10 protein-coding genes are annotated in these 12,780 nt (G+C 69.0%); 2 read left to right on the top strand and 8 right to left on the bottom strand.

The genetic code is table 11. The annotated features are described in order from the left end of the window. Positions 1-17: 17 nt before the first annotated feature. The 3 genes from Q7W02_18840 to Q7W02_18830 form a co-directional block, all read right to left on the bottom strand. The gene (locus Q7W02_18840; GenBank protein MDO8478216.1) at positions 18-3,650 is read right to left on the bottom strand and encodes an ABC transporter ATP-binding protein; all 3,633 of its coding nucleotides are present in this window, start codon (positions 3,648-3,650) and stop codon (positions 18-20) included. A 68-nt stretch (positions 3,651-3,718) separates the two neighbouring features. Beyond that, positions 3,719-5,272, bottom strand: coding sequence for a DUF2235 domain-containing protein (locus tag Q7W02_18835; protein ID MDO8478215.1), 1,554 nt, complete (start codon positions 5,270-5,272; stop codon positions 3,719-3,721). A gap of 167 nt (positions 5,273-5,439) precedes the next feature. Beyond that, the gene (locus Q7W02_18830) at positions 5,440-6,417 is read right to left on the bottom strand and encodes a hypothetical protein (protein ID MDO8478214.1); all 978 of its coding nucleotides are present in this window, start codon (positions 6,415-6,417) and stop codon (positions 5,440-5,442) included. Positions 6,418-6,874: 457 nt separating this feature from the next. Between Q7W02_18830 and Q7W02_18825 the strand changes: the two genes are divergently transcribed. Both Q7W02_18825 and Q7W02_18820 read left to right on the top strand, forming a co-directional pair. Then, positions 6,875-7,693, top strand: coding sequence for an ice-binding family protein (locus Q7W02_18825; protein ID MDO8478213.1), 819 nt, complete (start codon positions 6,875-6,877; stop codon positions 7,691-7,693). A 242-nt stretch (positions 7,694-7,935) separates the two neighbouring features. Then, the gene (locus Q7W02_18820) at positions 7,936-8,673 is read left to right on the top strand and encodes an HD domain-containing protein (GenBank protein ID MDO8478212.1); all 738 of its coding nucleotides are present in this window, start codon (positions 7,936-7,938) and stop codon (positions 8,671-8,673) included. A 74-nt stretch (positions 8,674-8,747) separates the two neighbouring features. Here Q7W02_18820 and Q7W02_18815 read toward each other — a convergent pair whose 3' ends face one another. From Q7W02_18815 to Q7W02_18795, 5 genes are all read right to left on the bottom strand, one after another. After that, positions 8,748-9,533: an aldolase/citrate lyase family protein gene (locus tag Q7W02_18815; GenBank protein ID MDO8478211.1), complete on the bottom strand. Its 786-nt coding sequence runs from the start codon at positions 9,531-9,533 to the stop codon at positions 8,748-8,750. 14 nt (positions 9,534-9,547) lie between these two features. Next, a complete protein-coding gene (locus Q7W02_18810) occupies positions 9,548-10,633 on the bottom strand; it encodes an Ldh family oxidoreductase (GenBank protein MDO8478210.1) in 1,086 nt (361 codons plus the stop codon). A gap of 63 nt (positions 10,634-10,696) precedes the next feature. Further along, positions 10,697-11,740: a Gfo/Idh/MocA family oxidoreductase gene (locus tag Q7W02_18805; GenBank protein MDO8478209.1), complete on the bottom strand. Its 1,044-nt coding sequence runs from the start codon at positions 11,738-11,740 to the stop codon at positions 10,697-10,699. 59 nt (positions 11,741-11,799) lie between these two features. Then, positions 11,800-12,183, bottom strand: a complete 384-nt coding sequence (locus Q7W02_18800; protein MDO8478208.1) for a hypothetical protein — start codon at positions 12,181-12,183, stop codon at positions 11,800-11,802. Further along, positions 12,126-12,575 carry a CYTH domain-containing protein gene (locus tag Q7W02_18795; protein MDO8478207.1) on the bottom strand — a complete coding sequence of 150 codons (450 nt, stop codon included), beginning with the start codon at positions 12,573-12,575 and terminating at the stop codon, positions 12,126-12,128. Before Q7W02_18795 ends, Q7W02_18800 begins: the two co-directional genes overlap by 58 nt. Positions 12,576-12,780: the final 205 nt, after the last annotated feature.

Below are 12,780 nucleotides of genomic sequence, written 5' to 3'. Positions count from 1 at the left end.
AATCGGAGGACAGGTCGTCAAGAATGTGTGAATTCAAGACCTGACCCCCCTAGCTGGCGCGAGACGAGATGCGCGTAGAGCCCGCCCTTGTCCAGCAGCTCGCGATGGCTGCCGGTCTCGGCCACGCGCCCGTCCTCGAGCACGATGATCCGGTCGGCGTTGCGCACCGTGGAGAGCCGGTGCGCGATCACCAGCGTCGTGCGGCTACGCGCGAGGAGATCCAGGGCGCCGCGGACCGCCTGCTCGCTGACCGCGTCCAGGTGCGAGGTCGCCTCGTCGAGGATCAGGACGGGCGCGTCCTTGAGGAAGGCGCGAGCGATGGCCACGCGCTGGCGCTCGCCGCCCGAGAGCTGCGCGCCGCGCTCGCCCACGACGGTGTCGAGCCCGTCGGGCAGGCCGGTCACGAACTCGGTCAGCGCGGCCTGCTCCACCGCCGCCGCCAGTAGGGCTTCCGTCGCCTCGGGGCGCGCGAGCAAGACATTATTCCGCAGCGTGTCGTTGAAGAGGTAGGTGTCCTGCGCCACGAGGGCAATCCGGTGGCGGAGGTCGTCCAGCCGGTACTCTCGCAGGTCGTGACCGTCCAACCGGACTGCGCCCTCGTCGGGATCCCAGAACCTGAGGAAGAGGCTGGCGACCGTGGTCTTGCCCGCACCCGAGGGCCCGACGAGCGCCACCGTGCTCCCGCGCGGCACCGCGAACGATACTTCGCTGAGGGCGCGCCGGCGGCGGCCCGGATAGGTAAAGCTCACGAGCGACATCTCGAGGGCCGGGCCGCGCGACACGGGACTCCCCAAGCGCACGCCGGCGCCGTCCTGCACGGGCACGGGCTCAGCGTGCACCGCGTGGACGCGCCGCGCCGCGCCCAAGGTATCGGCGAGCTGACGGCTCACCTGGGCGATCTCCCAGACGGGGACGAACGCGGACAGGGCGAGCAGCGTGAGGAGCGGAACGAGGGCGCTCTCGAGCCGGCCGACGACCACCAGCGCCGCGCCCGCGCCCACGACCGCGAGCCCGCCGAAACCGGTGGCCACCTCCTGGAAAGAGGTTTGCAGGGCCAAATCGTGGAGAAGCGGCATGCGCACCCGGAGGTACTCGAGCGCCTTGGCCCCGAACTCGTCGCCGCGCGCGCGCACGTGCCGGAAGGCGACGATCTCGCCCAGTCCCTGGACCGAATCCACGGCGTGGGCCGTGAGGTCTCCCGACACCTCGCGCGCCCGCGAGCCGAGCCTGTCGATGCGGGAGCGGGCGAGCACCGGCGTCAGCGCGGCCCAAGCCAGGAACGGAAGGAGCGCCACCGCCATCGGCCAGCCGAAGACCGCCAGCGTGACGAGGACGCCGACGGGCACCAGCACGGCGACGAAGGCGGGCGTGATGGTGTGGGCGAAGAAGTACTCGATCAGCTCGACGTCGTGCGTGGCGACCCCGACGAGGTCGCCTGTGCGCCGGCGGGTGAAGTAGGCGGGCGCGAGCGCGTCGAGCTTCCGGAAGATGTCGAGACGCATGTCGGTCAGCAGGCGATACGCCATGTCGTGGGCCAGCCACGACTCGAGCCAGTGCAGGATCCCCGCCAGCGGCGCCGCCAGCGCGAGGGCGACCAGCAGCCGGCCGAAGGGCATGCCGTTCTTCACCGCGCGGACGATCAGCGCGCTCAGCACACCGACGCCGATCAGCGCGACGACCCGGGCGACGCCGAGCAGGAACGTGAGCGCGAGGCGGGCGCGGTACCCGGCGACCATGCCGAGCAGGACGCGGATGAGCCGGGGCCAGCCCATCCCCTCGGCCCGCAGGATGGCGTCCACGGGCTCCGACGCGGGGGGCTCGGACGCGGGGGGCTCGGGCGCGGCGGACGCCGGCGGCTCGATCTCGAACGCGTCCGGCTCGGGCTCGAGGCCCGGCGCGGCGGGGGTCGCGGCGCGGCCGGCGCCATCCTGGGCCTGCGCGGCCATCAATCGGTGATACGCGCCGCCCCGGCCCATGAGCTCCGCGTGCCCGCCGCTCTCCACCACGCGGCCGTCGTCCAGGACGAGGATCCGGTCGGCGCCGATCACGCTCGAGAGCCTGTGCGCGAAGATCAGCGTGGTCCGGCCCTGCATGAGCCGGTCGAGCGCCTCCTGGATCACCGCTTCGCTCTCGGCATCCACCGCGGAGAGCGCTTCGTCCAGGATGAGGATCGGCGCGTCGCGCAGGAGGGCTCGCGCGATCGCGATGCGCTGGCGCTGGCCTCCGGACAGCCGGATGCCGCGCTCGCCCACGACTGTCTCGTAGCCCAGCGGCAGCCGCGTGATGAACTCCTCAGCGTTGGCCGCTCGGGCGGCGGCCCGGAGCTCCGCCGGCGTGGCGTCGGGCTTGCCCATGCGGAGGTTCTGCTCGACGGTGCCGTGGAAGAGATAGGTGTCCTGGCTCACCACCGCGATGAGACCGCGGAGCTGATCCAGCGTGAGGTCACGGAGGTCGCGGCCGCCGATCGTGACGCGGCCGCGCTCCGGGTCATAGAAGCGGAGGAGCAGCCGGGCGATGGTGGACTTGCCCGCGCCGCTCGGTCCCACGATTCCCACGCGCTCGCCGGCCGTGACCTCGAAGGAAAGGCCGTCGTGCGCCGCGCGGCGGCCGCCGGGATAGGAAAATGTCACGCCCTCGAAGGTCACGGCGGGCGCGAGCGATGCCGCGTCGCAGAGGGGCGTCTCGCGGTCGCGGACCAGAGGCTCGGCCTCGAGGATCTCGATGATGCCGCCCGCGGCGGAGAGGCCGAGCATGCCCTGATGGAGGACGACGCGGAGCTCGCGGAGCGGGCGGAACACCTCGATACCCAGCATCAGGATGACCAGGAGCGCGGTGAGACTCATCTCTCCCGCCTGGACTCGCCAGGCGCCGAGACCCAGCGCCGCCGCCGCGCCCACGGCCATCCCGGTGTCGGTGATGCCGCGGGCAAACGTGTTCGCCCCGAGCAATCCCATAGTCGTGTGGAAGAGGGCATTGCCCTTCTCTTCGAGCAGGCGCCCGCGCGCGCTGCTCTGGCCGAAGGCCTTGAGCGTGGCCAGCCCCTGGACGGAGTCGAGGAACTCCGCGCCGAAGGCGGCATAGGCCTTCTGGCGCGCGAGGCTCTGCCGGCTGTCCTTGCGGTGCCAGAGTGACGGCGCGATCAGCGTCACCACCGCGGCCGCGAGCAGGACCAGCGCGATGGGCAGGTCTACGAAGGCGACGAAGGCGAAGATGAGCGGCGGCGTCAGCGCGGCGACGGCGAGCTGCGGGAGATACTGGCCGAAGTAGACCTCGAGCTGCTGGACGCCTTCCACCATCGAGAGGATGACGTCGCCGGTGCGGGAGCGGGTGAAGTGGGCGGGGCCCAGCGCGGTGACGCGCTCGTAGATGGCCCGGCGGAGTGCCTGCTGCACGCGCGCGGCGGTGCGGTGCGCCGCCATGGCGCGCCAGTAGTCGAGGGCGCCCCGGAGCACGACCGCGGCCGCCGCCAGCGCCATGAGCGGCAGCAGCGAGCGCGGCGAATCGCCCGCGATGACGCGGCCGAGCAGCCATCCGAAGAGTGCCAGGCGCGCGATACCGGCGCCGACGGCCAGGAGGCCGAGCAGCACCGTGCCCGCGATGCGCAGCCGCCCGCCGCGCGTGAATGCCCAGAGCCGCCGGTCCAGGTACATAGGTGGGTCCCACCAAGATACACCGGGACGAAGCCGCGGCGGCGAGCCGAGGCGGGACGGCCCGGGGTTCAGCCCAGCCCGAGCGCCTTCCGGAGTTTGAGGCGCATGTAATCGCGGTGCCAGAACTGCGAGTACATGCTATCGAGCCACCTGTCGACCGCGAGCGCCAGCCATAGCGTGACCACAAGCCAGCCTATCAACCAGGGGTGATGCCACAGCGTCTTGAGCGCCAGGCCTATCCACTTCGAGCTGAAGATGGTATCCGCGACGTTCAACGCCACCTGCCGCCACGTGCTGGTCCCCTCCAGCGCGCCCATCACGAATCCCTGGAGCATGAAGAACACCGTGAGCAGGATGCCCCAGACGAAGAGCCAGTACGACCAGCGTCCCACGCGCAGCGTCGTCGCGGCGCGCCCGATGAGCGGCCCCTGCGGCCCGTGGTGGTCCCGCACGAGCTTGCGAATAGCGTCGGTCACCGCGGGCGGCTGAGACAGCGAGATCACTTCGGGATCCGCGGGGACGGACCCCGGCGCGTACCCCTCCGTGTTGCGCGCGATCCGCTCGAACACGCTCCGGTGCACCCGCGGCGTGACGCCGTTGTCGACGCAGAGCCGCTGGACGTCGCGCGGCAGCCACCGGTAGAAGACGCCGAGCCCGGCGCGCGAATCGTACATCTTGTCGTCCACATCCGTGTGATAGCGGTACATGAGCCGTTCAGCCGGGACGAAGCGAAGGTTGTGCGGCGGCGCCTCCGCCTTCGACATGATCCAGTCGAACGGGACCAGCGACACCCCCTGACGCGGATAGCCGCCGCCGACGTTCGAGTGCACCCCGGCGAACCACACCTGCTCGATGCGATTCGGGTCCACGGTCTTCGATTCGTCCCACAGCACAGGGCCGAAGCTCTCGCGCTCCTCGTCGAGCGCCAGGGCGTGGCACGCGTGCGCCACCGAGGCGTTCAGGGTGCGGTCAGGAAACTTGAACGCGTAGATTACGCGGTTCACGAAATCCGCCGCGAGAAGGGGCAGGCCGACCGCGTCGACGGTGTCCCACACGCCCATGAACTCGATGAGCTTGCCCTGCGCGCCGGGCTGGAACTCCGGAATCTCGACGGAAAAGGTCGACCGCAGCTCCGCGAGGCGGGCGGCGTCGAGCTTCTTGGTCTTGTGAAAAATCCCGGTCAGCCAGCTGTTGTACCCCCGGCGGTACTCGCGGTAGGCATCCTCGATACCGGCATCGAACTCGGCGTTCGTATGGTACTTCCCGAGATCCAGGATCCCGCACGCGTGAATGAGCCCCGCGAGCGTTCTGACGGTGAAGGCGCCCCGGCTGAACCCGAAGAGGAAGATCTTGTCGCCGGGCGCGTAGACGCGCGCGAGCTCGCCGTAGAGCTGCTTCACGTTGCGGCTCAGGCCCCAGCCGGTGGCGCCGGTCAGGATGCGCAACCACTTCAGCGATTCCGTCCCGACGCCGTCGTGATACAGGGCCGCCTGCGGCCTCAGATCCGGCGTGACCCTGTGGCCGGTCTGGTCCACCGCCTCGTAGAGCTTGAAGACGTTCGTCCCGCGGCCCTTGATGGTGGAGTTGCCGGTGCCGTCGGCGCAGATGACGATGTTCTTCATGGGCGTGCCCTCCCCCTGTGTCCCAATGGGCGACGAGTCTGGAGCGCGCCTCGCTCTCCTGTCAACACGATTCTTATCCTTACTGCGCGTACGGGTCCCCGTGGCCGGCCGCCCCGGAACTGTCGCTGTCCAGTGAAAATGTCCGGGTTAACTGTTCAGTGAAAATGTCACCCGTGCCAGGTCCGGTAGAGCTCGTGACTGCGACGCGAGAAGCCCGTGCGCCAGGGATGCGTGCGGGTCGGCCGCGCGGGAGGGCGGGGCGGCGCGGGCCTCGGCGGCGCTGAACGGGACGGCGGCGTGGGGCGCGCCCGCGCCCCCGAGCGGTGCGTCGGCACGGCGAGGGACTGCGTGACCCGCGGGCGCCGGGTCACGGCGCGCTGGCCGCGCCGGGGCCGCAGGACGAAGGCGGGGCCTGGACTGGGCAGGGTGGCCAGTACGTGGCCGTCGTGGAGCACGACGAGCCGGCCGTCGAGGAGTTCCCGGAGCTCGACGCGCAGGCCGGCCCAGCTCCGGTACCGCGGGCCCGGGGGCAGTTGCAGCCCGCGCAGCCCGAGGCGCACGGTGTGGTCGGCGGCCACGCGGCGGTGATAGCGACAGGCGAGGAGCAGCGGTAGCTCCCGCCGCGGGAGCCGCCAGGCGGGTTGGGGCCGCGCCGGCGGCCGGGCGAAGCGCCGGTTGTAGTCGGCGCGGAACGCGGGCAGGAAGGCGTTGGCGGCCTCCGGCGTGGCGATGCCCTGCAGGCGCAGTTCGCTGACGAGCCGATCCTGCAGGGTCTGCCACAGCCGCTCGATGCGGCCCGTGGCCTGGGGCGAGCCGGCGGGGATGAAGCCAAGGCCGAGGGCCTGCAGCATGCATCCGAAGTGGGTGGGGTCCTGGGCCCCGCGCAACTGTTCCGCGAGCGTCCAGTGGGCGTCGTTGCGCAGGAAGCCGTTGAGCCGGTCGCCGGAGAAGGCCAGCGGCAGGCCGTACTGGGTGGCGAGCGTGGCCAGCAGGGTGGTGTAGCCGTGCAGATCTTCGGTCGGGCGGACGTGCAGGGCGAGCACGGTGCCGGTGGCGTCATCGATGGCGCCGTGCAGACTCATGGCGGGGCCGCGGGCCTCGAGCCACGCGAAGGGGCTGGCGTCGAGCTGGACCAACGCGCCCATGCGGGCGCGGGGCTCGCGGCGGGCCCGATACTGCCGGGGCCGGCGCCGATGCTTGGCGGGCCGCCCCAGACTGGGGTCTTTCAGGGGGTCCTGGATACCCGCTGTATGGAGCCGCGTGATGCGAACCGGCGTTAATGTTTCCGATGGGCCGTTGTATGGAGGGGCTTTTGAGCCGGACCGGGAGTTTGTCGGGAAATTTTACAGGCGCTCCGATGGCCGCTTTATGAGTTGAAATGTATATGAATCAAAGAGATAGACAAAACGAGCGCGTTTAGATCGTCTTTTGGGACCGATATTTGCCAAGGTTGTTGTCAGAAAATTTAACAAAAGTTGTGGCCGCGACCGGGCTCTATGTATAAGCCATTGTTAGTTATGAATAATCTAATCGGCATCGTTTCTGCTTACCATTTGCTCAGAGTTTGTCTCGGCGGAAGCTGCTCCAAAAGGGAGAATGAAAGTGAACGCTACGAAATTGGCAATCCCGTTCTTGGTCGCACTTGCTTACGGCCCCGCCCAGGGATTCGCCGCGCCAATATTTCCTGAGGATTTGGCGAGCTTTGCGGTCCTGGCCGCCGCGGGGGTGACCAATGTCGCCACGAGCACCATTGGCGGAAATCTGGGTTCCGCCCCAGATCCCTCGGTCGGCGGGGGGTACGATTTCACATTTGGATCGTTACAACCAAATACCGCACTCGCGCAGAACGCTCAAATCCAACTCGACGCTGCGATCCTCGCTGTGAATGCCTTTGGGCCCGGTCTCACACTTGGTGCGGACCTCACTGGCACGATCTTCCCGGGCATTTATACGGTTCTCGCCGGGGTTACTAATTTGTCGGGAGCGCTCATTCTCGACGGTCAGGGCGATTCCAACGCGGTGTGGATTTTCCTGTTTGCTAGCACGCTCATCACCTCGGAGGACTCGACAGTTACCGTGCTAAATGTAGGTGACGGTGCAGGTGTCGGGCTGTATTGGAGTGTCGGCAGCGCCGCGACCCTCGACGGCGATACGTTCGCAGGAAATGTCCTCGCGCATGACCTCATCAGCAGTAACGGCGATCTAACACTTGCTTGCGGCAGACTCTTGTCGGCCGAGACACAAGTGACGCTGATTCACGACAAGATCTCCATCGGCTGCGAGGGTGTCGGGTTCGGAAGCGGCGGCTTTGACCAAGTGGGCGGGGGCCGAATCGTCCCGGAACCCGCCACACTTCTGCTTTTCGGCTTCGGGCTGGCGGGGTTGTTTACCTTTAGAAAAAGGTTATTTCCCGTCGCTTGACGGCTTGCGCGGCCACCCAGTGCGGTTGCCGTGCGCTACGTTTCCGGCATGCGGGCGCGGCCTGTCCTGAAATTCGTGATCTTCCCGGCCGGCGCGGCCTTGAGCAGCCCGGCCCGCGGCACTTCCTTTCGGCTCATCGTCAATGTCTCCCATGTCTTCATGGGGTGACATTTTCATAGAACAACCGCACCGGCCGCCCCGGAACTTGACAGCGAGCGGCCCCCTGACCGATGATCGGCGCGATGACGACGCTTGAACGGGCCGAGGCGGCCGAGCGGGCGATGAGCGAGGAGCTCGACCGCGTCGTCGTCAAGTCCGTGCTCTTCACCTCGGGCGAGCAGGACCCCACGAAGCCGGCTCCGCGGCCTCCGGACCGGGGCAAGCTCTACATGATGGGGCCCGACCCCCGCCTGCCCCGCATGCCCGACAAGCCGACCCTGCTCGACTTCTTCAAGTACCGGTTCGCACCCGCCAACCACCTCCTGCAGAGCGCGCGGCTCGCGCAGAAGAGCGGGGCGAGCGAGAAGATCATCCTCGCCTGCCTCCTGCACGACATCGCCATCGCCGGGTTCATCCGCAGCGACCACGGCTACTGGGGCGCCCAGCTTCTCGAGCCCTACGTGGACGAAGAGGTCAGCTGGGCCATTCGGTATCACCAGGCGCTGCGGTTCTTCGCCGACGAGTCCGTCGGGTACCGCTACCCGGACATGTACGTCAAGCTGTTCGGCCCGGACTACAAGCCCGAGCCCTACATCGAGCGGGCGTACCGGGAGGCGCGCGAGCACAAGTGGTACATGACGGCGCGCCTGATCTGCGTCAACGACCTCTACTCGTTCGATCCCACCGTGCAGGTGCGTCTCGAGGAATTCACGGACATCGTGGGCCGGAACTTCAGGCAGCCGAAGGAAGGGTTGGGCTTCGACGGCAGCCCGACGGCGCACATGTGGCGCACCATCATCGCCCCAACGAAGTACCTGTAGCAGGCCGCCGAGAAGGGCCCATCTGCTTCGTTGGCGCCCTCGCATCTGGACCCTTCTCGACGCCCTGCAGGTTTTCAGCGGGCGGGAAGCGTGCGGCGGATCTCCTCGACGACCGACGCGTACGCCGACCGGAGCATTCCCGCGTCCGACCCGTAGTTGATGATCGTGGCGCCGACCGCGATCATCTGGCGCACGCCCTCCACACTGTCGGTCAGCATCGCCACCGCCTTGCCGTGCTTGCGCGCGGCCGCCACGAGCCGCCGGCGGTGCTCGTCCAGCACCTCCCGCTGAGCGTGCGTGCCGAGCACTCCCAGGTCCTGGGCCAGGTCGCTCGGCCCGATCGTCAGCGCGTCGATACCCGGGACCGACGCGATCTCGTCGAGGCGCTCGAAGGCGGCCTTGGTCTCGAGCATGATCGTGACGTGCACGCGGGCATTCGCGGCGGCCATGTGCTCGGCCGGCGGCAGTGTCCGGTACTCGGTGTGGGGGCCGAAGCCGTACATGCCCCGCTCGCCCAGCGGAGCGTACCGGCAGCACGCGGCGACCGCGGCCGCCTGTTCGGGCGTGTCGACCTGCGGGACATGCAGGTTCCACACGCCGGCGTCGAGCAGCCGCGTGATCCACTCGCGGTTGCCCTCGGGCGGCCGGACCACCAGCGGGAAGTCGAGAGCGCGCGCCAGCGTTGCCATGTCGGCGACCGTCTCCATGGAGAACGGCGAGTGCTCCATGTCGACCCGGGCGAAGTCCAGTCCCGCGGCCCGGAGCAGCGTCAGCACCGCGGGAGTCCGGATCATCGTCACCCACGTCCCGATCTGGACTTCTCCACGCTCGGCGCGAGCCCGGTAACCGTTCTCGTTCATCGTCGCTGTCTCCGCTAGGGCGCGAGGAGGAAGGGCACGCCTGCGCTCTTCGCCACCGCCCGGAGCTGTTCCATCAGGTCGTCGGGAACCGGCACGCCGTGCTGGAGCCGCTCGCGCCGTGTCGCCATCTCCGGGTCCCCGGCCACGAGCACGGGCTGGGCCGGATCGGCCGGCTTCGCGTTATGGAGCACGTCGATGACCTGGTCGAGGTCCTCCTCGAATAGGCCGTCGGGGCGGAAGGCGCGGGGATCGATCGCCATGAAGAAGTGGCCGATGTTGTGCGGATCCGACGGCCCCTGCGTGCGGTTGCGGATCGGCGAGAACGAGGCGCCGGAGAGCGCGCCGCCGAGGATGTGCACCATCACTGCTAAGCCGTAGCCCTTGTGGCCGCCGACCGCGCGCGCGCCGCCGAGCGGCGTGATGCCGCCCTCCGGCCGCTCGAAGACGTGGCGGAACGCCTCCTCCGCATCGGTGACGGGCCGGCCGCTGCCGTCGACCACCCAGCCCGGCGGCAGCGGCCGATGGTTCAGCTTGTACACCTTGACCTTGCCGGCGGCGACGGTGGTGGTCGCCATGTCGAGCTCGAACGGCGGATTGCGCCGGGCCGGGGCCGCGAACGCGAGGGGATTGGTTCCCATGACGGGCTCGGCGGCGAACGTCGGCACCAGCGTCACGCCCCGGGTGGAGGCGGTGACCATGCCGATCACGCCGCGATCGGCCGCGATCCACGAGTAGCAGCCGGCCGCGCCGAAGTGATGCGAGTTGAACACGGACACCACGGCCACGCCGGTATCGCGGCACTTGTCGACGGCGAGGTTCATCGCGTGCACCGAGACCGGATGGCCGAGCGACGCGTCGGCGTCGATCAGCGCCACGGCCGGGCCCTCGCGAACGGTTTTGAACACGGGGCGCATGTTGAGCCGGCCGCTGCGGAACTCGCGGTCGTACGTCGGCAGCATCGAGATGCCGTGCGAATCGACGCCCCGCAGGTCGGTCTCGAGCATCATCTCGGCCGTGGTCTCAGCGTGGGCGTCCGACATACCCCAGGCGCGCAGGACCGAGCCGAGCTGCCGGCGGATCTGTTGCGGAAGAACTCGCATCGGTGTCTCCATGGCCCCTATCCTACCGGCATGGCCCCCTATCCTACCGGCCCCTCCCGCGGGTTACAGCTGGGCGACGTCGACAGCCCGGCCCTCGGCGGCGCTCCGGGTCACCGCGTCCGTGAACTCCATGTAGCGGACGCCGTCTTCGAAATTGGTGCGCGTGATCTTCTCGCGGCCGCGGATCGCGTTGACGAATTCCTCCTCGACGCGCCAGCCGACCCGCCGCGCCGTGGGGATCGGGATCTCGCGCAGCTCCTTGTCGCCGCGCTTCGCGCCCGAGAGGCGCTTGGCGTCCGCCTCGAGACGCAGCGTGCCCTCGCTCCCGAAGATCCACACCCCGGCGGCCGGCGCCAACCCGGTGACGGCGCTGAATCGCATGTGGGCGACCGCATCCCGCTTGAAGGTGGCAAGGATGTCGACGTGATCGGGCACCTTGACGTCGTGCCAGGTGCCGCCGCCGTCGGCCCTGCGCGCGACGGCGATCTTGGTCATCGCCATCACGCGGCGAGCCGGGCCGAGCCAGCGCATCATGGCTTCGTACCAGATGCCCATGTTCAGGATGTTGTGGCCACTGAGCGACACCTGGTGGCGCCAATGCAGCGGGCCGTCGGAATCGACGAAGCGCCCCTGGCTCGCGTGCAGCTCCACCGCCAGGACCTCGCCCACGTAGCCGTCGGCGAGCAGCGACGTGAGCGTCGGGTCGGTCTCGAGCGTGTGCGGCGCGGGCACGAGCTGGGCCACGAGCTGGGGCGCCTTGCGGGATGCCTCGAGCATGCGCCGCCCCTCGGCGGCGTTCATGGCCATGCGGGCCTCGCAGAGCACATGCTTGCCCGCGTCGAGCGCCGCCAGCGTCATCTCGCAGTGCATGTAGGGCCAGGTCCCGATGCAGATGGCGTCGAGATCGGGGGCCCGCACGACCTCCCGCCAATCGTCGTGGACCCGGGCAATGCCGAACTCCTTCGCGACGCGCTCGCCCGACTCCCTCGAGCGGTTGGCGACGGCCGCCAGCTCGACACCGGGCTGCGCGCGAAGCTTGGGCAGGTGGTGGAGCCGGGTGTTGGCCCCGGCGCCGATGAATCCGACACGGATCGTTTGGGTGGCCATGGCGCGACATGGTAGCACTTCGCGCCGTCTTCGTCGCGCGGCGTCTCAAGGGCCGCCGTCTAGAGGGTCGCCACCGCCCGGGCCAACACGCTCCGAAAACGCTTGCCGGCTACCCGCCGCCACGGCCGCTTGAGCGTGCGCTGCAAGGTACGCAGCCGGGCCTGCTGAAGCTTGAGGTATCCCTTGACCGAGGCGGCCACCGCCGGATTGACTGAGGCGTGCGGGCTGTGCATGAGGAAATGACGAAGCAGGCCGATCGTCACGTCCACATCATGCAGCTCGCCCGTGTGATCCAGCAAGGCAACTACATCCTCGACGGCCTCAGCGGCGCCGATGGCGCGGAGATCATCCATCGTGCCGGTCGCCGTGAGCTCGATCTCGCGGCTTACCCTCTTGCGGCAGCCAATGTCGGTCTCGACGGTATCGAGCGACAACACACCCACGGCCCGCTCGTCCTGCTCCACGGCGCGGCGGGCGCGGCGAGGGTTTGTCCTTTGCTCAGGCGAGTCACAATCTCACGCGCGAGACCGGCCGGCCACTCGTCCGGCGGCGCGTTCGGCGGGATCTCGCTTTCATGCTCTTCCCGCCGATGCACCGCGCCCGCGGCTTCGCCCAATCCTTTGACGGTCAGCAGCCAGCGATCGTCCGCTTCCCCTTCACGCAGCCGGCACGCGTAGCCGCCGCGCAGGAGGTCACGGTGCGGCGTGTCCAGGTAGTGGTCGATCACATGTCGCTCGCTCGTGGGGCGGAGCGCATAGCCGCCCAGCGCCTGGAGCTCAAGCAAGGCGGCGAACACCGTCGGATCGGGTACGGCGTACTTCGCTTCAATTTCCACGGAGACCCACCCTCAGCGAAAACACCACCTGGTGCGCGAGCTGCGTCCGCTGGTTGTCGCGGATCTCCTCGAGCGCGTGTGGCGCGCCAGCGATGATCTGTCCGGCACGCTGCTCGTCGCCATCCTGCCCCGCCTCCTGGCGGCCCTGGCGCAGCAGCATGGCGTCGTGGTGGCCCCGCCCCTGCGCGTGGCCCTCGCCGCCGCC

The sequence above is a fragment of the Candidatus Rokuibacteriota bacterium genome (assembly GCA_030647435.1).
Lineage (GTDB): Bacteria > Methylomirabilota > Methylomirabilia > Rokubacteriales > CSP1-6 > AR37.
Note: the sequence above shows the minus strand (reverse complement) of the source record. Positions and strands in the feature narration are given on the sequence as shown.